Consider the following 19,404-nt stretch of genomic DNA (forward strand, 5'->3'; position numbering starts at 1 on the left):
CCGCATGGATGCCCGCTCGATTATCGCAAAATTGCGCCGGTCCGAGGTTCCAACGGCCGCCGAACTGAACTGGTTTGCACAGGGTCTAGCGGATGGCGGGGTTAGTGACGCGCAGGCCGGGGCCTTCGCCATGGCCGTCTGCATGGGCGGTCTGGGTGCGCAGGGGCGGGCTGATCTGACGGTCGCAATGCGCGACAGCGGCGAGGTTCTGACATGGGATGTCGACGGCCCGGTGATTGACAAACACTCGACCGGGGGGGTGGGCGACAGCGTTAGTCTGGTGCTGGCCCCGGCGCTGGCCGAGTTGGGCGCTTATGTTCCGATGATTTCGGGACGTGGGTTGGGCCATACCGGGGGAACGCTGGATAAGCTTGAAGCCATCCCAGGTGTTTCCACGCAGATCGGGCAGGACCGACTGGCCCAGATCTTGCGTGATGAGGGGGCAGCCATTGTGGGTGCGACAGGCCAGATCGCCCCGGCAGACAAACGGCTTTATGCGATCCGTGATGTTACCGCGACGGTGGAAAGCCTTGATCTGATCACAGCGTCGATCCTGTCCAAGAAATTGGCGGCCAGCCCGGATGCTCTGGTTTTGGACGTCAAGGTTGGCAGTGGAGCGTTCATGAAAACGCATGAAGACGCGCGCAATCTGGCCACAGCATTGACCGAGACAGCCAATGCCGCCGGGTGCCGGACGTCGGCCGTGATTACAGATATGAACCAGCCCTTGGCCCCGGCATTGGGCAATGCGCTGGAAATCTGTGAGGTCATGAAGGTTCTGGCCAGTGGGCAAAATGCACCTCTGGCCGAGATTTCGGCAGAGCTGGGCGGTGTCTTGCTGGTTGATGCCGGGATGGTTGCAACACTGGATGAAGGGCGCGACAAGGTCTCTGAGGTTATCCGCAATGGCCGCGCTGCTGAACGGTTCGGGAGCATGATGGCTGCCGTTGGTGGCCCCTTGCACTTTGTCGAAAACTGGTCGCGCTACTTGCCCGAAGCCAGCGTTATTCTTGAGGTTCCGGCACCCTCCAGCGGATATGTCACCGCAATGGATGGTGAGGCGCTGGGCCTCGCCGTTGTTGCGCTGGGCGGTGGTCGACAGGTCGAGGATGACGTTATCGACCCTGCTGTCGGTATTTCCGATATCGTGCGGCTTGGCGACAAGATTGACAAGGGCGCGCCACTGGCCGTGATCCACGCCGCACGTGAGGATGCAGCGCGTCAAGCCGCGCAATCGGTCTTGCACGCAATTAGCCTTGGCCCTGAAAGCCCGACGCTTCAGGGTATCGTGCACGAAAGGATCACAGCATGAGCCGTGCATTTCTGGTCGTCATGGATTCGGTTGGCATTGGCGGGGCACCGGACGCGGATCGGTTCTTTAACGGTGACGTGCCGGATACAGGGGCAAACACGCTGACCCATATCGCGCAGGCTTGCGCCGAGGGCCGGGCAGAGGAGGGGCGGTCTGGGCCGCTGCGCATGCCGAATTTAGACGCTTTGGGGTTGGGGGCGGCCACCCGGCTGGCCTCAGGCGATGAAACGCCGGGATTGCATGCCGAACCAATCGGTCTTTGGGGCTGCGCGCGTGAACATTCGCGGGGCAAGGACACACCGTCAGGGCATTGGGAATTGGCAGGTCTGCCCGTGCCGTGGGACTGGCACTATTTTCCTGACACGACCCCCAGCTTTCCCAGTGACCTAAGCCGTGCTGCCGCGCAAGTCGCTGGAACAGAAGAAATTTTGGGCGATTGCCATGCCTCTGGCACGGCGATTATCGCGGAATTGGGGGCCGAGCATATGCGAACCGGTTGGCCGATCTGCTATACGTCGGCAGACAGCGTTTTTCAGATCGCCGCCCATGAAGAGAGTTTTGGCCTTGAGCGTCTGTTGGACATGTGCCGGGCACTTGCCCCTCGGTTGCACGAAATGAAGGTTGGGCGTGTGATCGCCCGTCCTTTCGTCGGCTCACCGGACACGGGCTTTACGCGGACAACCAATCGTAAGGACTTTGCCATCCTGCCACCTGCACCGGTTCTGACGAATTGGGTGCAGGACGCCGGGCGGCGGGTTCATGCGGTGGGTAAGATCGGCGACATCTTCTCGATGCAGGGGATTGATACGCTGCGCAAAGGCTCGGATGTAGAACTGATGGGGCACCTGTCCGATCTGGTGGACGAGGCCGAAGAGGGCAGCCTGACCTTCGCCAATTTCGTTGAGTTCGACAGCCTTTATGGTCACCGCCGGGATATCAGCGGCTATGCCCGTGCGTTGGAATGGTTTGACCAAGAAATCGGCGTCGTACTTTCGCGCCTGCGCCCCGGAGATATGATGCTGTTGACCGCGGATCACGGAAATGATCCAAGCTGGATCGGAACGGACCACACACGTGAACAAGTGCCGGTGCTGATCGCCGGACTAGGCGCGGGTGAAATCGGAGCCGTCAATTTCGCTGATATCGCCGCAAGCATTGCGGCCCATTTGAACATTCCGGCCCAAGGGCCGGGACGGAGTTTTCTATGACCGTAGCAGACCTGCCAAAGATCGAACTGCATCTGCATCACGAAGGCGCGGCCCCGCCTGCCTTTATCCGCCAGTTGGCGCATGAAAAGCGTATCGACCTGAGTGGAATTTTCAAGCCGGACGGCAGCTATGATTTCCGGGACTTCGCGCATTTCCTCAGCGTGTATGAGGCTGCCTGCGAAGTGCTGAAATCGCCCGAGGATTTTCGGCGACTGACGCTTGCGATCTTGGAAGAAAGCGCGGCGAACGGGGTCGTCTATTCGGAAACATTTTTGAGCCCCGATTTCTGTGGTGGCGGTGACCTGCACGCCTGGCGCGACTATCTGAATGCCATTCAGGACGCGGCCGATGAAGCCGAACGGAAATACGATATCACCCTGCGCGGTGTCGTCACCTGTGTGCGTCATTTCGGGGCGGAGCAGGCCAAAGTCAGCGCCCTTTGTGCTGCGGAAACTGCGGGGCACTGGATCACCGGGTTTGGAATGGGCGGCAACGAATCCGTCGGCACCCAGGGAGATTACAAATGGGCCTTTGACTGCGCGCGCGAGGCCGGGCTGCGCCTGACCACACATGCGGGGGAATTTGGCGGCCCCGAAAGCGTCAGGGACGCCATCCGGGAGCTGGGCGTTGAGCGTGTCGGCCATGGGGTTCGCGCCTCCGAAGACCCGGATCTTGTACATGAACTGGTGGACCGAGAGGTGACGCTTGAGGTCTGTCCCGGCTCGAACGTGGTTCTGGGGCTTTTCCCAGAGTTTGCGGCCCACCCGATAGCAAATCTGCGCGACGCTGGTGTCAAAGTCACGGTTTCAACCGACGATCCCCCGTTTTTCCATACCACAATGCGACGCGAATATGAGATGCTGGCCGAAGCTTTCGGCTGGACAGCCGACGATTTTGCAGCCCTGAATGAAACGGCCCTGACTGCGGCTTTTTGCGATGAAGAGACCCGAGCGCGGGTCAAGAAAAGACTGGAGAGATCATGAGCGAACACCTGACCGTCGTCGACCACCCGCTGGTTCAGCACAAACTGACGCTCATGCGGGACAAGGGCACATCGACCGCCGTTTTCCGCCAACTGCTGCGCGAGATCACGCTGCTGTTGGCCTATGAGATCACGCGCGAGATGCCTCTGACCACCCGGCACATAGAAACCCCGATGGAGGAGATGGACGCCCCGATTCTGGCAGGCAAGAAATTGGCGCTGGTGTCCATTCTGCGGGCTGGCAACGGGATGCTGGATGGTGTGTTGGAACTGGTCCCCTCGGCCCGTGTGGGGTTTGTGGGGCTGTACCGGGATGAAGAAACGCTGAAACCTGTTCAGTACTATTTCAAAGCGCCCGAAGGTTTGAAAGACCGCCTTGTCATCGCTGTCGACCCGATGCTGGCCACGGGCAACAGCTCGGCTGCTGCGATCGACCTGCTGAAAGAGGCTGGTGCCACCGATATTCGGTTCTTGTGCCTGTTGGCGGCACCCGAGGGTGTTGCGCGTATGAAAGAGGCGCACCCCGATGTGCACATCGTGACTGCCTCGCTGGACCGCGAACTGAACTCCAAAGGCTATATCATGCCCGGCCTCGGCGACGCCGGGGATCGGATGTTCGGCACCAAGTAAGTGATCTACTCTCCGCAGATGTTCTGAAGCCGGACCCAATCGCGGTCCGGCAACACCTGTTGCAAAGGTCGTCCTGCCATCGGGTCGGCCTCGATCAAGCCCAGAACGGTTTCACCCGTCACGTCCATCGCATAGGCATATGGTGTCGAGGGAAGGGCGACTTGCGCGAAAAGCTCAAGTAGGTCGTCATCCGGCAGTCGAGGGCGCGGCTCTGACAAGACCTGCTCGGTATAGCTATCTACGATCTCGGGTGTCAGCTCACCGGTTGTGAGCAGACGGAAGGCAGAGCGCACTCCGGTCCGGTCCAGAAGGTCATCCAAAGGATCCTGAGCGGCTGCCCGCGCGCGTTCGGCGATGATATAGCCAGCCGCGACCGAGGGGTCTTCGTGGTCTTCAACCAATGAGCGGTTCAAAAGGATGATCCCTCCGGGTAGGCTGAGGCTACTTTGTACGCCCGCAGGCAGGATAACGACGCTGCGCACCCCCGTCCGCGTCGCCAGATGGTCCAGCGCCTCCTGCGCGTCCGCAGAGGTGCACGCGCGGCCTGACACCCTTTCAATCCGGCTCAGGATGGCGTCGCCTATGTCCTGCCTCTTGATCTCGGGCACGACAGACACAACGTGATTTTGCAAAGCAGCCGGCACCCATAGCAGCAAAAGCGCAAGAACGGCCCCGACAACGCCCGCAACGCTCAGCCAACGCAGCCGCCCCGGATGTGGTCTCGCACGGTCGATTGCGCGTTGCAGGCGGTCGATGGCCTCGATCATGGTCGTTTCAGATTCCGCCAGTTCCAGCGTTTCTTCCGGGTCGCCATCGGGGTTGAAAATCGCTGGATAACTGCCGGGGTTCTGACGCTCGAGCGCTGCCAGTGACCAATGTGTCAGGGCGCGGTCATTGAAATCCGAAATTGTCAGAGTCGCTTCGCCAATTGAAACCACGACCTCGCGCCGTTGCACATCGGGCGAGGGGCGCCACAGACCGGTGGCTTCGATCCGCTGGTACTGTTTCAGGGCCGTCATCAAGGTGAGGTCTGCTCGTTATTATTTGAACTTAGTTTAGCACGCTAAAATCCAATGGCGCAAACCTGTTGCACGTCAATCGGGAATTGTGCTGGATATCACGACGCGCGGGAGAAATTTCGCGTCCGGGATCAGTGTCAGGGCGGCAGATGCAGTCAGAAACGCAGACATCACCAATACTCGCGTCGGTGCTGATGATCAGCGCCATGGCTATTATCGGAGTGATCGACAATGTGGTGGTGCTGTTGGCTGAAACAATTGGATTGTGGCAGTTCCACCTGAACCGTTCTTTGCTGATGCTACCGTTGATTGTCGGGCTGTCGCTGCTGGGCCTGGGCAGCCTGCGTCCGAAACGGCTGGGGCCGGTTGTTTTGCGCAGTGTTCTGATCACCCTGGCCATGTTGTTTTACTTTTCTTCCCTTGCGCTGATGCCGATCGCACAAGCGCTGGCAGGATTGTTCACTTCGCCGATCTTCGTGCTTTTGATTTCCGCCCTGTGGCTGAAACAGCCCATCGGGCCATGGCGCATCTTTGCTGTCATCCTTGGGTTTTGCGGTATCTTGTGCGTCTTGCAGCCGAATCCGTATGAGTTTGACACGCTGAGCTTGCTGCCTGTCGCAGGAGGGTTGTTCTACGCCCTGAGCGCAATAATCACCCGCAGCCACTGTTCCGAGGAGAGCACCGTCTCGCTTTTGGCGGCCATGGTCATCACATTGGGTGTGGCCGGGGCAATCGGGCTTGTGGCCCTGTCAGTGTTTCCACTGGAGTCTGTGGCCGGGCCGCAGGGCTTCGCGACCCGAGGCTGGGAGCCTAATATGACGCCCGCCGTGCCTTGGATTCTGTTGCAGGCCGGAGGGTCCACGATTGCCGTCTTTATGTTGATCAAGTCATACCAGATCGGGGAACCCTCGTATGTCGCGGTCTTTGAATACTCGGTTATGGTTTTTGGACCGCTTTTTGCATGGGTCGCCTTCGGTCAAACAATCGGAATGTTGCAGACGGTGGGAATTGGTCTGATCGCCACGGCTGGGGCATTGTTGGGGTGGCGCGCCTCGCGGGAAGTGGCGCGAAAGGTGGCGGCGTGATTATCTCGCGCGGGCGGCGCTATGTCTTTGTCCACATTCCCAAAACGGGGGGGACATCGCTTGCGCTGGCGCTGGAACAGCGTGCGATGAAAGACGACATTCTGTTGGGGGACACTCCTAAAGCCAAAAGGCGTCGCAAACGGGCCAAGTCGCTTAACGCACGCGGGCGCCTGTGGAAACACTCGACGCTTGCGGATATTGACGGAGTTCTGACCGCCGACGACCTGAAGGACATGTTTACCTTCACGCTGGTGCGCAATCCGTGGGACCGAATGGTCAGCTATTTTCACTGGTTGCAGGGCCAGGATTTTGATCATCCCGCAGTCTCGCTGGCCAAGACGCTGTCTTTTGAAGACTTCGTGTTGCACCCGGCAACTCTACGATCCTTTCAAAACCACCCTGCGCGCCAATATATGACCACGGCAGAAGGGCACGAATGTTGCCGGGCATACATCCGGTTGGAGCAATTCGAACAGGATGCAGCGCCATTATTTGCGCATCTTGGGTTTCAGTTCGACCTGCCGCGCGTGAATCCGTCAGTTCGTTCCAAGGGCTACAGGCAATACTACTCAGCCCGAACAGCCTCCGTTATTGCCAGTGCCTGCGCAGAAGATATCGACAGGTTCGGATATCAATTCGACCCGTCGATCTGATCGCAAATTCAAACAAAATTGAGGGCGTAACCTGAAGCTATGCAGGGTGGTCTGCGCGGGCTTTTGAGAAAATGGAAAAGCTGGCGCATAGGGACATGCGCCAGCTTTATTAATTTAAGCGGCTTTTGCTTCGGGGTCGAAGCGGCCATAGAAGGTCTGACCCTTCTCAGCCATTTCACGCAGCAGCGGCGGGCAGGCGAAGCGATCACCGTATTTTGCCGATAGCTGGTCACAACGCTCGGCGGCGTAGGGTGCGCCAATGATATCTACCCAGCTTAGTGGGCCACCGGACCAAGGTGCAAAGCCCCAAGCCAGGATCGCACCCACATCGGCCTCGCGGATATCTTCCACCACACCTTCTTCCAGCGCGCGGACGGCTTCCAGAACCTGTGCGAACATCAGACGTTCCTGAACTTCGATCAGGTCGGGCTGATCTTCGGCCAGCGGATATTTGTCTTGCATCCCTTTCCAGTGACCCAGTCGCTTACCTTTTTCGTCATAGTCGAAAAAGCCGGATTTCGACTTACGCCCCAGACGGCCCTGTTCTTCCATCCAGAACATCAGATCGTCCGCCGGGCTTTCGGGATAGGCATTGCCCATCGCTGCCTTGGTCGCGCGGGCAATCTTGGCCCCCAGATCAATCGAGGTTTCATCGGTGAGCGTGATCGGCCCCACGGGAAAGCCCAATTGGCGCGCGGCGTTGTCGATCAGCACGGGGCTGACGCCCTCTGTCACCATGCGCGCACCTTCGTTCAGGTAGGGGATAATACAGCGGTTACAGTAGAAGAACCGCGCGTCATTAACCACGATCGGCGTCTTGCGGATTTGGCGCACATAGTCCAGCGCCTTGGCGACTGCGCGGTCCCCGGTTTCCTTGCCTTTGATGATCTCGACGAGGAACATCTTCTCGACCGGCGAGAAGAAGTGGATGCCGATGAACTGCTCGGGCCGCACGCTTGCCTTGGCCAGATCGGTGATCGGCAGGGTCGAGGTGTTCGACGCAAAGATGCAATCCTCGGGAATGATCGCCTCGACCTTTTTGGTCATGTCGGCCTTGACCGCGGGGTCTTCAAACACGGCCTCGATGATCAGGTCACAGCCTTTCAGCTGATCCAGATCCGGGGTCGCGGTGATCTGACCCAGCATGGCGACTTTTTTGTCTTCGGTGACTTTGCCGCGCTTCATGCCTTTGTCCAGATAGGCTTCCGTATAGGCTTTGCCCTTGTCCGCGGCGGCCTGATCACGGTCGATCAGAACAACCTCCATCCCGGCTTGCGCGGATACCAAGGCGATACCGGCCCCCATCATGCCTGCACCCAGAACGCCGATCTTCTTGACCGACTGATCGGGGATACCGGCGGGGCGCACGGCGCCTTTGTCCAGCGCCTCTTTGTTCAGGAACAAAGAGCGGATCATCGCGCCCGACGAGGGGTTCATCAGAACGGTAGTGAACCAGCGGGCCTCGATCTTCAGCGCGGTGTCGAAATCAACTAACGCACCTTCGTAGACCGCGCTCAGCAAGGCTTTGGCAGCAGGGAACGCGCCTTGGGTCTTGCCATGCACCATCGCGGCGGCACCGACGAAGTTCGGGAAACCAGCCGGGCTAAACGGAGCGCCGCCGGGCATCTTATAGCCTTTGGCATCCCACGGCTTGACCAGATCGGCGGCTTGGGCGTTCAGAACCCATTCTTTCGCGGCGGCCATCGGGTCTGCTGCAATCTCGTCGATATAGCCTGCGCTTTTGGCCTTCTTGGCGTCCAACATCTTGCCTTCCAGCAGCAGCGGAGCCGCGGCCATGGCGCCGACCTTGCGGACCATCCGTGTGGTTCCGCCCGCGCCGGGGAAGATGCCGATCATAATTTCCGGTAGGCCGTATTTGGCCTTGGGACTTTCACCGGCAAAGATGCGATGGGTCGACAGGGGCAGTTCCATGCCAATACCGGCGGCGGTGCCCGGCAGAACGGCCGCAATCGGCTTGCCGCCCTTTTTGGTCTTGGGGTCCATGCCAGCCAGCTCGATTTTGCGCAGCAGCTTGTGCATGTTCATCGTGCCTTCGAACAGGCCCTTGGCCGGGTCATCACCCGCCTGTTCCTTCATCACGGCCAGCAGGTTCAGGTCCATGCCACCGGCAAAGGATCCCTCTTTGCCCGAAGTGATGATTATGCCTTTGACCTCATCGTCAGCCAGCGCCTGATCAATGCAGGCATCCAGTTGTGTCAGCCCGTCAAAGGACATCACGTTCATTGATTTGCCGGGAACATCCCAGGTGATTGTACCAACGCCATCGGCGTCTTTGGTCAGGGTAAACTCGGTCATCCGTCGTCTCCTATCTGGTCAGCCGTCAGGGGGCTGCCGTCTTTCCGGGTGAAGGATTCGCCATCTGCGTCGTCCTTCACCATCATGTCCAGGTCGCTGTAGTAAGCGGTCTCGGTCGGGGTCCGCGTGCCCACCACCAGAAAGGTCGCAGGCGCGTCGGTTTTGTTCACAAGGTGGTGGCCGTTGGGCTCACCCGCGGGCCAGGCCGCACAGTCACCGGGCTGCATCTCATGTTCACCGTCATCGTCGATCAGGGTGCAGGTGCCGGAAAGCACAATGGCAAACTCGTCCTGCTCCATGTGGTAGTGCCGCAACGAGGACATCCCCGCCGGTTCCAACCGCACGATGTTGACCCCGTATTGGGTCAGACCGTCCGCATCCCCCAGCCTCTGAACGAAACGACCTGCGGTCGCCTCGGCCAGTTTGCCGGGATAGGACGATCCCCCTACAAACGGGATCTGTGAGAGATCCAGCTTGGGCATTACACCCGCTCGATGATGGTGGCTGCACCCATGCCCGAGGCCACACACAGGGTCGCCAGTCCAGTCTCTTTGTCCTGACGCTCCAGCTCGTCCAGCAGGGTGCCGATGATGATCGCACCGGTGGCGCCAAGCGGGTGGCCCATAGCGATCGAGCCGCCGTTGACGTTGACCAGTTCGGGGTCGACATCGAACGCCTGCTGGAAGCGCAGCACGACCGAGGCAAAGGCTTCGTTCACCTCGAACAGGTCGAGGTCCGAGATCGCCATGCCGCTGTCGGCCAGAATTTTCTGCGTCACCGGCACGGGGCCGGTCAGCATGATGGTTGGGTCCAGACCGATCTTGGCGGTGGCCTTGATGCGCGCGCGGGGTTTCAGGCCGTGCTTTTCACCGAATTCCTTGTTGCCGATCAGAACAGCCGCAGCCCCGTCCACAATGCCCGAGCTGTTGCCCGCATGGTGGATGTGGTTGATCTTTTCCAGATGCGGGTATTTCAGCAGCGCCACCTTGTCGAAGCCGGGCATCTGCTCACCCATCATCTGAAAGGCGGGGTTCAGGCTGCCCAGGCTCTGCATGTCGGTGCCGGGGCGCATGTATTCGTCGCGGTCCAGAATGGTCAGGCCGTTGCGGTCCTTGACCGAGATCACCGATTTCTCGAACCGGTTCTCTTCCCAGGCTTGTGCCGCACGGCGCTGCGATTCCATCGCCAACTGGTCGGCCTGTTCACGGCTGAACCCGTATTCAGTTGCAATGATGTCCGAGGAAATCCCCTGCGGCACGAAATAGGTGTCCATCGCCACGGTCGGATCAATGGCAATCGCTGCCCCGTCCGAACCCATGGGCACGCGGCCCATCATTTCCACGCCACCGGCGATGTAGCCGTCACCAGCACCGCCTTTGACCTGGTTGGCGGCCAAGTTCACGGCCTCCATGCCCGATGCGCAGAAACGGTTGATCGACAGGCCGGGGATGCTTTCATCCAAGTCCGAGGCCAGAACCGCAGTCCGGGCCAGACAGCCGCCTTGTTCCATTGCCTGAGTGGCGTTGCCCCAGATCACGTCCTCGACGGCGTGGCCTTCAAGGTTGTTACGCTCCTTCAGCGCGTTCAGGGTCACGGCGGACAGTCGCACCGAGGTCACCTCGTGCAGACTGCCGTCCTTACGGCCCTTGCCACGCGGGGTGCGCAGGGCGTCATAGATATATGCTTCGGTCATCATTAGCTCTCCTTAAGCTCGATCCGGTGCTTGGCCGGGCATCAGGTCATAGGGTGATTGCCAACCGGGCTGTTCAGACAGCCGCGTCAGCCATTTGTCGATATTGGGCCATTCGGCGCGGTCAAAGCCGAAAGGTTCGGGGTAATACAGATATCCGCAGCAACTGAGATCGGCGTTTGTCACGCCGTTGCCAACGATCCAGTCGCGGCCATCCAGATGAGCGTCAAGAACTTGATAAGCCGCTTTCAGGCGCCCTTGATTGAATGCAATAACGTCCGCGTTGCGGTGTTCGGGGGGCAGGAAGTTCATCAGGAAGCGTGTCAAACCCGCCATCGAACTGAACTTATGGTTATCCCAGAGAACCCAACGCAGAACCTCGTATTTCTCTTCATGCGTTGTGCCGCCGAACTTGCCGGTTTTTTCAGTGATATATGCCTGAATCGCACCGGACTGGCTGGTGCGAAAATCGCCATCGACCAACACCGGGGCTTCACCCATCGCATTGACGTTATCGCGGTATTCAGGGGTCCGTGTCTCGCCCTTGAAAAATTCGACCTCGATCGGCGCCCAATCCAGACCGGACAATTCAAGCGCCAGAGCCGCCTTGTATGAATTTCCGCTCGCGCCGAAGCAGTATAGTTTCATGGTCATGGTCGCGCCCCTCCCGTGGCGTTGGTCGACTGTTTCACGCGTATCTTTAGCAGCAAGAACCTGTCATGCATGAATGACGTTGCGGTCTATTGCGCAAGTTTCTTCTTGTTGAAAATACGCGGCTTTCCGGGTTCAGTTTGCCTTTGGTTTAACGCTTGCGTGCCTCTAGCTCGGAATTGAAAACCCGGAGTCGGTGGGTCAGGTTGTCCTGATCAATGACGCTGTTGAAGTTTTCAAAAAGGAAAGACAGCGCTTCGCCTTCGTCCAAGCCAGCTTCGCGGGCGAACCCCCTAAGCTTGCGGTATCCGTCTTCGGTCATTGCGACCGGAAATCGGCGGGTTAAACGAAATCGTTTCGGCATGTCTTTCCCTCCCGAGGAACTGGCTCCGGGGTTGCCCCCGGAACCAGGTAAGGATCAGAAGTTTGCCGCCTCCAGTGCCATGACTGTGTCGGCGCCGGTCTGGATACGTGCCAGATGCAGGCCGGTGGCCGGCAGGCGACGCGCCATGTAGAACTGGCCGGTGGCAATCTTAGTCTCGTAGAACTCGGTATCCGAGGCTGCGCCGTCAAGGGCTGCATAAGACGCTTTTGCCATTTGCGCCCACATCAGGCCCAGGCAGACATGGCCGAACATGTGCATGAAGTCGTTCGACCCGGCCAGCGCGTGGTTGGGGTTCTTGGCACCGTTCTGCATGAAGTACATCCCAGCGGCCTGCAAGTCCTTCGAAGCCGCCTTGAGCGGTTCAATGAACGCCTTGTCGAAGGCTTCGTTCTGACCGCCGTTTTCCTTGCAGAAATTCTTGACGATCTCGAAGAAGGCCATGACGTGCTTGCCGCCATCGGTGGCCAGCTTACGGCCCACAAGGTCCAGCGCCTGAACACCGTTTGCACCTTCGTAGATCATGGCGATCCGCGCGTCGCGGGTATATTGCGACATGCCCCATTCTTCGATGTAGCCGTGGCCGCCGTAAATCTGCTGGGCCTGAACGGTCATGTCATAGCCCTGATCGGTCAGGAAGCCCTTGATGACCGGTGTCAGCAGCGAGATCAGGCCGTCCGCGTCCTTGTCTTCCGAGCGGTGCGCCTGGTCGATCAGCGTGGCACCCCACAGGATGAATGCCCGTGCGCCTTCGGTAAAGCTTTTCTGATCCATCAGGTTGCGGCGGACGTCCGGGTGGACGATCAGCGGGTCTGCGGGACCATCTGGGTTTTTCACGCCGGTTACGTCACGGCCCTGCAGGCGGTCCTTGGCGTATTCCAAAGCGTTCTGATATGCGGCCTCGGCCTGCGACAGGCCCTGCATACCCACACCCAGACGCGCTTCGTTCATCATGGTGAACATGGCGCGCATACCTTTGTTCAGGTCGCCCAGCAAAAAGCCCTTGGCTTCGTCATAGTTCATCACACAGGTCGAGTTGCCGTGGATGCCCATTTTCTCTTCGATCTTGCCGACCGAAACGCCGTTGCGTTCACCCAGCGAGCCATCTTCGTTCACCATGAACTTGGGCACGATGAACAGCGAGACACCCTTGATGCCCTCGGGGCCGCCGGGGACCTTGGCCAGCACCAGATGGATGATATTGTCGGCCATGTCGTGATCGCCGGACGAGATAAAGATCTTTTGACCCGAAATCTTGTACGAGCCGTCATCTTGCGGCTCGGCCTTAGTGCGCATCAGGCCCAGGTCGGTGCCGCAATGCGGTTCCGTCAGGTTCATGGTGCCGGTCCATTCACAGCTTACCATGTTGGGCAGATAGGTGGCTTTCTGTTCGTCGGTGCCGTGCGCCAGAATGGCCGAAGCCGCACCGTGGGTCAGGCCTTGATACATGGTGAACGCCTGGTTCGAGGCCGAGAACATCTCACCCACGGCAGTACCCATCACATAAGGCATGTTCTGACCGCCGAATTCCTCGGGCATATCCAGGCCGGTCCAACCACCTTCTTTCATCTGCTCGAACGCGTCCTTGAAGCCGGTCGGTGTGTAAACGATGCCGTTTTCAAGGCGGCAGCCTTCGGTGTCGCCAACGGTGTTCAGCGGATGCAGGACGTTCGAAGCAATCTTTCCTGCTTCTTCCAGCACGGCACCGGTGAATTCGGCGTCCAGTTCGTTGTATCCGGGGATGTCCGACCCCGAAATGTTAAGCACTTCGTGCAGGATGAACTGCATGTCTTTGGTGGGCGCGTTATAGACGGGCATTTGAAGCTCCCTTTAATATTCAGATGTCCGGGTGATAGGGACCGCCAGGGTTACTCGGCGGCGTTTTTCTCGTTTTTCATCGAGGCGATGACTTTTTCGCCCCAGCGCAACTGCTCTTTCATTTCGCTGATCGCCTGGTCCAGTTCGTCCCGGCGGGATTCCAAGTCCACCAGACGTTCTCGCGCGATCTCAAGCGTGCGGGTCATCTGGGTCATCTGCTGATCGCCGACATGGTAGAGATCCAGCAGTTGCCGAATTTCTTCCAGGCTGAACCCAAAGCGTTTCCCGCGAAGGATAAGCTTCAGGCGTGCCCGGTCGCGTTTGGTGAACAGGCGTTTTTGCCCTTCACGGATCGGAAACAAAAGTTCTTTTGCCTCGTAAAAGCGCAATGTGCGTGGAGTGACGTCATACGTCTCGCACATTTCACGAATGGTCATCAGATCTTCGGTCATGGGTTCAGCACTCTTGATCACTGGCGTTTTCAATAGTTAGTTGCGCAGTCGATGCGCGTCTTACAACACGGAGGTGTAGTTTACGTAATGCAAACGCTACGTCACTTATAAGTTGACGTAACATCCGTTTACGTCAAGCGCCTTGGACGCCAAGATCAAACGAACGTGACGTCACAATTCCTGACAGATGAGGTTGTGCTGATTTGCGGCGGCAGGACACGGCGATCCGGCGAATTTGAAAATGGCCGGTCCCTTAGGGTGACACCGTGAAGAGGGGAATCGGCGCAGCGCCTGCCGCCCCTTGATTATTCTAGCGAACTGGCGGTTTGATCACGCATGCTCTGCAACGCGTCGACCGCTTCATCCAGTTGCTGTCGTTGCTTTTCCAGTTCGATTAGCTGCTGGTCGGCCAACTCAACGAAGGCCTTCATTTGGGCCTGATTCCCCTGATCTTCGTAGATCAACAGCCACTGGCGAATGTCTTCCAACGGAAAGCCGTATTTCCGTCCCCGCATGATCAGCGTCATCCGGGCACATTCCCGAGGGCCATAGAACCGCGACCTGCCTTCCCGTTCGGGTTGCAGCAGCTCGATATATTCATAGTAGCGCAGGGTACGCGGGGTTACATCGAACTCGGCGCACATCTCTTTGAATGACAAACGATCGTCGGACATTCCTGATCTCCTCTGGGACAACCTATGGCCTGCCGCATGCAAGCGCAACAGGCAGGCTTGCTCTTTTGCCTGCCCCTCGCTCATAAAGGGAGAAACCAAGAGGACACAAGTACATGGTCGACAATGCGACGATTGCGCGCCAGTTCATCGAGGCGATTCCGCATGCCAAGGCTCTGGGAATGCACCTGACCAAAATCGACAGCGGCGAGGCTGAAATCACTATGCCTTACAGCGAACAACTGGTTGGCGATCCGCGGACAGGTGTGATCCACGGGGGGGCAGTCTTTGCCGTTTTGGACACCTGTTGCGGGGCCGCTGTCATGAGCCACCCCGCCGCCCCCGGTGGAACGGCCACGATCGACCTGCGGATTGACTACATGCGCGCCGCGACACCGGGGCAGAGCATCACGACCCGCGCGACATGCTATCATATCACCCGTAACGTCGCCTTTGTTCGAGCAACTGCAATGGACGACGATCAGGATCTGCCAGTGGCGACGGCATCCGGGTCTTTCACCGTGGAGGGGCTGTAATGGCGCGTACCCGTCCCGAGCCCATGCAAGTCGTAAAGCAACGACGCGATGCGGCTTTGAACGCTATCGTTGATGGTGTGCCCTATATCCGGTTTCTCAATATCGGATTTGATCGGCGCGGGGATGAACTGACCGGCGTGTTGAACTTCGACGAAAAGCTGATCGGAAACCCTTTTCTGCCAGCTTTGCATGGTGGGGTCACCGCGGCCTTTCTGGAAGTGACGGCAGTAATCACCCTGAGTTGGGAGTTTTTCTTTCCCCGGATCGAAAGCGGTGAACTGGATGCAGAAGACATCTTCAAGGATGACACGGTGCGGTTCCCCAAGACGGTGGATTTCACTGTTGACTATTTGCGGTCCGGCTTGCCACGTGATGCATATGCGCGGGCCTTCGTCAGCCGTTCGGGGCGGCGATATGCTTCGGTGCGGGTTGAGGCGTGGCAGGACAATCACGCGCGCCCCTATGCGCAGGCCACCGGGCATTTCCTGATGCCACAACCACCGACCGCCAAAGAGTGACGGCTGTGCAGGATGCTTCGGCACCCATAACGCATAAGCGGGTGCTGAAGATTGCGGTACCCATTGTGCTGTCGAATGCCACAGTTCCCATTTTGGGGGCCGTGGATACCGGTGTTGTCGGGCAAATGGGTTTGGCCGCGCCAATCGGGGCCGTCGGTATGGGCGCCGTCATCCTGTCCGCGATTTATTGGATTTTCGGGTTCCTGCGTATGGGAACCACAGGTTTGGCAGCACAGGCTCGCGGGGCAGGGGACACAGCCGAGACCGGCGCTCTTTTGATGCGGGGGCTGCTTCTGGGCGGTGCGGCAGGGCTGTTTTTCATTCTGACACAAATCTGGGTGTTCTGGGGCGCGTTCGCCCTTTCACCAGCCAGCCCCGAAGTTGAGGTATTAACGCGCGACTATCTGGAAATTCGAATCTGGGGGGCTCCGGCGACAATTGCGCTTTACGCTGTGACCGGTTGGCTGATCGCGATCGAACGGACAAAAGGGGTGTTCATCCTGCAGATCTGGATGAACGGCTTGAATATCGTGTTAGACCTTTGGTTTGTGCTGGGCCTTGGCTGGGGCGTCGAAGGTGTTGCGATTGCGACATTGATCGCGGAATGGACGGGTCTGGCTTTGGGCCTCTGGCTTTGCCGCAGCGCGTTTGGCGGCAATCAATGGCGCGACTGGCCGCGAATATTCGATCCCGCTCGTCTGCGCCGCATGATGCAGGTGAACAGGGATATCATGATCCGTTCGGTCCTTTTGACCGGCTCGTTCACGACCTTTCTGTTTGTCGGATCAGATCTGGGCGACGTCAACCTGGCCGCCAATCAGGTCTTGTTGCAGTTCCTTGAAATCACAGCGTTTGCCCTGGACGGGTTCGCGTTTTCAGCCGAGGCGCTTGTCGGGGCTGCCGTCGGTGCCAAAGATCGTTATCAGGTGCGGCGGGCCTCGGTTATGGCATCGCTTTGGGGCGTGGGCGGAGCCTTTTTGTTGGGGGCTGTGTTTTTCCTGGCAGGACCCAGCCTGATTGACGTGATGTCCACCTCGACTGAAGTGCGGTTTGCCGCGCGGGAGTATCTGGCCTGGGCAGCATTGGCCCCAGTGATCGGCGTGGCAAGCTGGATGTTCGACGGTATCTATATCGGCGCTACGTGGACCCGTGCAATGCGGCAGGCGATGATCCAATCGGTCGCGATCTATGTCGTGGCGCTGTTTGTGCTTGTCCCGTGGCTGGGCAATCACGGGCTATGGGCGGCCCTGATGGTGCTGAACATTGCCCGGGGCGTCACCTTGGGATGGCGATACCCCAGACTGGAAGCCCAGATCGTCTAGAGTAGGCCCAACAGATTTTCAGGAGGCCGACCAATAAACGCCTTGCCGCCTGATATCGCCAGTGGGCGCTCGATCAGGATCGGATTGGCAGCCATCGCTGCAATCAAGTCATCGTCGGGCGTTGTCTTGGACAGGCCCAATTCCTTGAAACGCTTTTCGCCGGTCCGCATCATTTCGATGGCAGGAATACCTAAGCGCTGTTGGGCGGCGCGGATGTCTTCTGCCGAAGGCGCATCATCCAAATACTTGCGGATTTCAATCTTTGCGCCGTTTTCCTCCAGCAGAGCAAGCCCGGCCCGGGACTTGGAACAACGCGGGTTGTGCCAATATTCGATCACAGCCAATCCTCTCGTTTGCTGCCAACGGCCTGCGCGACAGTTTCGAAACCGTCACGGGCCAATAACTTGTCCAACCCTTGCGCTATGTCGGAGGCAAGGGAAATGCCGCCGAATACCATGGCCGTATAGAACTGAATGGCAGACGCCCCGGCGCAAATCTTGGCATAGGCCTGTTCTGCCGAACTGATGCCGCCGACGCCGATCAACGGAACCTGCCCGCCCGTCAGCTTGCTCAACTGCGCTAAAATGCGGGTGGATTTTTCAAACAGTGGCGCGCCGGAAAGACCACCAGCCTCGGACTTATGGGGGCTGCTCAGGCCGTCGCGCGACAGTGTCGTATTGGTGGCGATTACGGCGTCTACACCTGTTTCGCGGGCCACGTCGGCAATATCCTGAAGCTCGTTTTCGGTCAGGTCAGGGGCAATCTTCAGGAAAATCGGCAAAGGGCGCGCCAGAGCGTCACGAGTTTCAATCACGCCGCTCAACAAGGCAGTCAGAGCCGCTTTTCCCTGCAAATCCCTAAGCTTTTCAGTGTTAGGGGAGGATACGTTCACCGTGGCAAAATCCAGATGCGGGGCGCAATGGGCCAGCACCTTGGCAAAATCGCCGGGTCGATCGTCGCTGTCTTTGTTCGCCCCAAGGTTCAGGCCGATTACAGCATCATTGGGGCGCTGCGCCAGACGGCTTGCCATAACCTCCATGCCTTCGTTGTTAAAGCCAAACCGGTTAATGGCCGCCCTGTCTTCGGTAAGGCGAAACAGGCGCGGCTTCGGGTTGCCGGGCTGGGGGCGCGGCGTGACTGCACCGACTTCGATAAATCCGAAACCTGCACGGGACAGCGGGGCCAGAACCTCTCCGTTCTTGTCGAAACCGGCGGCCAATCCAACCGGGTTCGGCAGGTCAAGCCCTGCAACTGTTGTGCGCAGTCTTGGCGACGTTATTGGTCCCGGTGCCGGGGCTAGCCCAGCCTTCAGAGCTTTGATCGACACCCCATGGGCGGCTTCCGGGTCCAACCGGTGCAGGGCGGCAAGGCCAATTTTCTCGGTCAGTTTCATCCAAACGATTCTCCGCCCTGAACCGGAGCGCAGCGGATCAGGCGCGAGGTTTCAACCGCTGCCTGACGGTGCACAACGGCCTTTTGATAGGTTGGGTCCGTAACCATCTCAAGGAATGCATGTGCAGAAGGGTACCGGGCAATGAAAACGGCATCCCAGCTTTCGTCGCCGGGGCCGATCAGGGTTGTCTGGAACGCACCGCGCCACAGTATTGATGCACCCAAACGGGCGATGATCGGCGCGGTTTCGGTTCCGTAGTTCCGATAGGCCTGCGCGCCGGTCAAGTCAGCCTTCGCCAGATCATGCCCGTCAGGGTATTGGGCCTTGGCCCGGAACTTCACCAGATTCAGCATCTCGATCGGATGGTCGCGGTCGAGGGTCTTGAACGCTTCGAATTGCGCGCGCTCGGGGTCGATATAGGTTGTCATTCCATCTCCTCGGGGAATTGGTGCGCATGTCCGTCAAACGGCAGGGGGCGTGACCAGACAACGTCCGTCATGCGGATTTTGCGGTAGAGGTGGGGGAACAAGGCGCCGCCCCGTGACACCTCCCAATTCAAGCTGTCGCCCATCGCGTCCGCATCGCAGGCCAGCAAGGTCAGCCCGGTGACGCCCGCAAAGTGCTTGGCCGCGGTTTCAGCAGCCTGCGTCGCGGTCGAGAAATGAACATACCCGTCCGAAACGTCAATCGGAGCACCATCGGATTCGCCGTTGGACTGCAACGCGGCCCATTCATCGGCCCGAAAAATCTTGTAAATCAGCATAGG

22 protein-coding genes are annotated in these 19,404 nt (G+C 58.8%); 9 read left to right on the top strand and 13 right to left on the bottom strand.

Annotation, left to right across the window (positions count from 1 at the left end; translation table 11 throughout):
* Positions 1-4 precede the first annotated feature (4 nt).
* The 4 genes from RUESEDTHA_RS09420 to upp are packed head-to-tail and all read left to right on the top strand — an operon-like array spanning position 5 to position 4,132.
* Positions 5-1,312, top strand: coding sequence for a thymidine phosphorylase (locus tag RUESEDTHA_RS09420; protein ID WP_180886494.1), 1,308 nt, complete (start codon positions 5-7; stop codon positions 1,310-1,312).
* Positions 1,309-2,520, top strand: a complete 1,212-nt coding sequence (locus RUESEDTHA_RS09425) for a phosphopentomutase (RefSeq protein WP_180886496.1) — start codon at positions 1,309-1,311, stop codon at positions 2,518-2,520. Before RUESEDTHA_RS09420 ends, RUESEDTHA_RS09425 begins: the two co-directional genes overlap by 4 nt.
* Positions 2,517-3,503 carry an adenosine deaminase gene (locus tag RUESEDTHA_RS09430; RefSeq protein WP_180886498.1) on the top strand — a complete coding sequence of 329 codons (987 nt, stop codon included), beginning with the start codon at positions 2,517-2,519 and terminating at the stop codon, positions 3,501-3,503. Before RUESEDTHA_RS09425 ends, RUESEDTHA_RS09430 begins: the two co-directional genes overlap by 4 nt.
* Positions 3,500-4,132 carry a uracil phosphoribosyltransferase gene (upp, locus tag RUESEDTHA_RS09435; protein WP_170382313.1) on the top strand — a complete coding sequence of 211 codons (633 nt, stop codon included), beginning with the start codon at positions 3,500-3,502 and terminating at the stop codon, positions 4,130-4,132. Before RUESEDTHA_RS09430 ends, upp begins: the two co-directional genes overlap by 4 nt.
* A 5-nt stretch (positions 4,133-4,137) precedes the next feature.
* On the opposite strand, the gene RUESEDTHA_RS09440 is transcribed toward upp, so the two are convergent.
* Positions 4,138-5,151, bottom strand: a complete 1,014-nt coding sequence (locus tag RUESEDTHA_RS09440; protein ID WP_180886500.1) for a hypothetical protein — start codon at positions 5,149-5,151, stop codon at positions 4,138-4,140.
* Between the two features lie 149 nt (positions 5,152-5,300).
* Between RUESEDTHA_RS09440 and RUESEDTHA_RS09445 the strand changes: the two genes are divergently transcribed.
* Positions 5,301-6,236, top strand: coding sequence for a DMT family transporter (locus RUESEDTHA_RS09445; protein ID WP_180886502.1), 936 nt, complete (start codon positions 5,301-5,303; stop codon positions 6,234-6,236).
* Positions 6,233-6,889: a sulfotransferase family 2 domain-containing protein gene (locus RUESEDTHA_RS09450; protein ID WP_180886504.1), complete on the top strand. Its 657-nt coding sequence runs from the start codon at positions 6,233-6,235 to the stop codon at positions 6,887-6,889. The genes RUESEDTHA_RS09445 and RUESEDTHA_RS09450 overlap by 4 nt, the downstream gene beginning before the upstream one ends.
* Positions 6,890-7,003: 114 nt before the next feature.
* Here the strand turns inward: RUESEDTHA_RS09450 and RUESEDTHA_RS09455 are convergent, their stop codons facing one another.
* The 8 genes from RUESEDTHA_RS09455 to RUESEDTHA_RS09490 form a co-directional block, all read right to left on the bottom strand.
* Positions 7,004-9,205, bottom strand: a complete 2,202-nt coding sequence (locus RUESEDTHA_RS09455; RefSeq protein ID WP_180886505.1) for a 3-hydroxyacyl-CoA dehydrogenase NAD-binding domain-containing protein — start codon at positions 9,203-9,205, stop codon at positions 7,004-7,006.
* Positions 9,202-9,687 carry a cupin domain-containing protein gene (locus RUESEDTHA_RS09460; protein WP_180886507.1) on the bottom strand — a complete coding sequence of 162 codons (486 nt, stop codon included), beginning with the start codon at positions 9,685-9,687 and terminating at the stop codon, positions 9,202-9,204. The genes RUESEDTHA_RS09455 and RUESEDTHA_RS09460 overlap by 4 nt, the downstream gene beginning before the upstream one ends.
* Positions 9,687-10,898, bottom strand: coding sequence for an acetyl-CoA C-acetyltransferase (locus RUESEDTHA_RS09465; protein WP_171121996.1), 1,212 nt, complete (start codon positions 10,896-10,898; stop codon positions 9,687-9,689). The genes RUESEDTHA_RS09460 and RUESEDTHA_RS09465 overlap by 1 nt, the downstream gene beginning before the upstream one ends.
* 12 nt (positions 10,899-10,910) lie before the next feature.
* Complete coding sequence (locus RUESEDTHA_RS09470) at positions 10,911-11,549, bottom strand: glutathione S-transferase family protein (protein ID WP_180886509.1); 639 nt, start codon at positions 11,547-11,549, stop codon at positions 10,911-10,913.
* Positions 11,550-11,697: 148 nt separating this feature from the next.
* Positions 11,698-11,910, bottom strand: a complete 213-nt coding sequence (locus tag RUESEDTHA_RS09475) for a hypothetical protein (protein WP_171121998.1) — start codon at positions 11,908-11,910, stop codon at positions 11,698-11,700.
* A gap of 54 nt (positions 11,911-11,964) precedes the next feature.
* Positions 11,965-13,746, bottom strand: coding sequence for an acyl-CoA dehydrogenase C-terminal domain-containing protein (locus tag RUESEDTHA_RS09480; RefSeq protein WP_180886511.1), 1,782 nt, complete (start codon positions 13,744-13,746; stop codon positions 11,965-11,967).
* Positions 13,747-13,796: 50 nt separating this feature from the next.
* Positions 13,797-14,198, bottom strand: a complete 402-nt coding sequence (locus tag RUESEDTHA_RS09485; protein WP_171125445.1) for a MerR family DNA-binding transcriptional regulator — start codon at positions 14,196-14,198, stop codon at positions 13,797-13,799.
* A gap of 305 nt (positions 14,199-14,503) precedes the next feature.
* On the bottom strand, positions 14,504-14,872 hold the full coding sequence (locus RUESEDTHA_RS09490; RefSeq protein WP_180886513.1) for a MerR family DNA-binding transcriptional regulator: 369 nt from the start codon (positions 14,870-14,872) through the stop codon (positions 14,504-14,506).
* Between the two features lie 113 nt (positions 14,873-14,985).
* Between RUESEDTHA_RS09490 and RUESEDTHA_RS09495 the strand changes: the two genes are divergently transcribed.
* The 3 genes from RUESEDTHA_RS09495 to RUESEDTHA_RS09505 are packed head-to-tail and all read left to right on the top strand — an operon-like array spanning position 14,986 to position 17,245.
* Positions 14,986-15,405, top strand: coding sequence for a PaaI family thioesterase (locus RUESEDTHA_RS09495; protein WP_171122002.1), 420 nt, complete (start codon positions 14,986-14,988; stop codon positions 15,403-15,405).
* Entirely contained in the window at positions 15,405-15,923 is a 519-nt protein-coding gene (locus tag RUESEDTHA_RS09500; protein WP_171125443.1) for a PaaI family thioesterase, read from the top strand. Before RUESEDTHA_RS09495 ends, RUESEDTHA_RS09500 begins: the two co-directional genes overlap by 1 nt.
* A gap of 5 nt (positions 15,924-15,928) precedes the next feature.
* On the top strand, positions 15,929-17,245 hold the full coding sequence (locus tag RUESEDTHA_RS09505) for an MATE family efflux transporter (protein WP_180886515.1): 1,317 nt from the start codon (positions 15,929-15,931) through the stop codon (positions 17,243-17,245).
* Here the strand turns inward: RUESEDTHA_RS09505 and arsC are convergent.
* Genes arsC through RUESEDTHA_RS09525 form a run of 4 tightly spaced genes read right to left on the bottom strand, consistent with a single transcriptional unit; the run spans position 17,242 to position 19,401 of the window.
* Positions 17,242-17,583 (bottom strand): arsenate reductase (glutaredoxin), encoded by a 342-nt coding sequence (gene arsC, locus RUESEDTHA_RS09510; RefSeq protein WP_180886517.1) that lies wholly within the window; start codon positions 17,581-17,583, stop codon positions 17,242-17,244. The two genes, RUESEDTHA_RS09505 and arsC, sit on opposite strands and share 4 nt — an antisense overlap.
* On the bottom strand, positions 17,580-18,638 hold the full coding sequence (locus RUESEDTHA_RS09515; protein ID WP_180886519.1) for a quinone-dependent dihydroorotate dehydrogenase: 1,059 nt from the start codon (positions 18,636-18,638) through the stop codon (positions 17,580-17,582). Before RUESEDTHA_RS09515 ends, arsC begins: the two co-directional genes overlap by 4 nt.
* Positions 18,635-19,066, bottom strand: a complete 432-nt coding sequence (locus RUESEDTHA_RS09520; protein ID WP_180886520.1) for a DUF1330 domain-containing protein — start codon at positions 19,064-19,066, stop codon at positions 18,635-18,637. The genes RUESEDTHA_RS09515 and RUESEDTHA_RS09520 overlap by 4 nt, the downstream gene beginning before the upstream one ends.
* On the bottom strand, positions 19,063-19,401 hold the full coding sequence (locus tag RUESEDTHA_RS09525; RefSeq protein WP_180886521.1) for a DUF952 domain-containing protein: 339 nt from the start codon (positions 19,399-19,401) through the stop codon (positions 19,063-19,065). The genes RUESEDTHA_RS09520 and RUESEDTHA_RS09525 overlap by 4 nt, the downstream gene beginning before the upstream one ends.
* Positions 19,402-19,404 lie beyond the last annotated feature (3 nt).

The organism is Ruegeria sp. THAF57, from assembly GCF_903914075.1.
Classification (GTDB): Bacteria; Pseudomonadota; Alphaproteobacteria; order Rhodobacterales; family Rhodobacteraceae; genus Ruegeria.

Coding starts and splice junctions, on each gene's coding strand:
- RUESEDTHA_RS09480 (WP_180886511.1), bottom strand. CDS start 13,746: ATGCCCGTCTATAACGCGCCCACCAAAGACATGCAGTTCATCCTGCAC.
- RUESEDTHA_RS09515 (WP_180886519.1), bottom strand. CDS start 18,638: ATGAAACTGACCGAGAAAATTGGCCTTGCCGCCCTGCACCGGTTGGAC.
- RUESEDTHA_RS09490 (WP_180886513.1), bottom strand. CDS start 14,872: ATGTCCGACGATCGTTTGTCATTCAAAGAGATGTGCGCCGAGTTCGAT.
- RUESEDTHA_RS09455 (WP_180886505.1), bottom strand. CDS start 9,205: ATGACCGAGTTTACCCTGACCAAAGACGCCGATGGCGTTGGTACAATC.
- RUESEDTHA_RS09430 (WP_180886498.1), top strand. CDS start 2,517: ATGACCGTAGCAGACCTGCCAAAGATCGAACTGCATCTGCATCACGAA.
- RUESEDTHA_RS09520 (WP_180886520.1), bottom strand. CDS start 19,066: ATGACAACCTATATCGACCCCGAGCGCGCGCAATTCGAAGCGTTCAAG.
- RUESEDTHA_RS09500 (WP_171125443.1), top strand. CDS start 15,405: ATGGCGCGTACCCGTCCCGAGCCCATGCAAGTCGTAAAGCAACGACGC.
- RUESEDTHA_RS09465 (WP_171121996.1), bottom strand. CDS start 10,898: ATGACCGAAGCATATATCTATGACGCCCTGCGCACCCCGCGTGGCAAG.
- RUESEDTHA_RS09440 (WP_180886500.1), bottom strand. CDS start 5,151: ATGACGGCCCTGAAACAGTACCAGCGGATCGAAGCCACCGGTCTGTGG.
- RUESEDTHA_RS09445 (WP_180886502.1), top strand. CDS start 5,301: ATGCAGTCAGAAACGCAGACATCACCAATACTCGCGTCGGTGCTGATG.
- RUESEDTHA_RS09420 (WP_180886494.1), top strand. CDS start 5: ATGGATGCCCGCTCGATTATCGCAAAATTGCGCCGGTCCGAGGTTCCA.
- upp (WP_170382313.1), top strand. CDS start 3,500: ATGAGCGAACACCTGACCGTCGTCGACCACCCGCTGGTTCAGCACAAA.
- RUESEDTHA_RS09460 (WP_180886507.1), bottom strand. CDS start 9,687: ATGCCCAAGCTGGATCTCTCACAGATCCCGTTTGTAGGGGGATCGTCC.
- RUESEDTHA_RS09425 (WP_180886496.1), top strand. CDS start 1,309: ATGAGCCGTGCATTTCTGGTCGTCATGGATTCGGTTGGCATTGGCGGG.
- RUESEDTHA_RS09470 (WP_180886509.1), bottom strand. CDS start 11,549: ATGACCATGAAACTATACTGCTTCGGCGCGAGCGGAAATTCATACAAG.
- RUESEDTHA_RS09525 (WP_180886521.1), bottom strand. CDS start 19,401: ATGCTGATTTACAAGATTTTTCGGGCCGATGAATGGGCCGCGTTGCAG.
- RUESEDTHA_RS09485 (WP_171125445.1), bottom strand. CDS start 14,198: ATGACCGAAGATCTGATGACCATTCGTGAAATGTGCGAGACGTATGAC.
- RUESEDTHA_RS09475 (WP_171121998.1), bottom strand. CDS start 11,910: ATGCCGAAACGATTTCGTTTAACCCGCCGATTTCCGGTCGCAATGACC.
- RUESEDTHA_RS09495 (WP_171122002.1), top strand. CDS start 14,986: ATGGTCGACAATGCGACGATTGCGCGCCAGTTCATCGAGGCGATTCCG.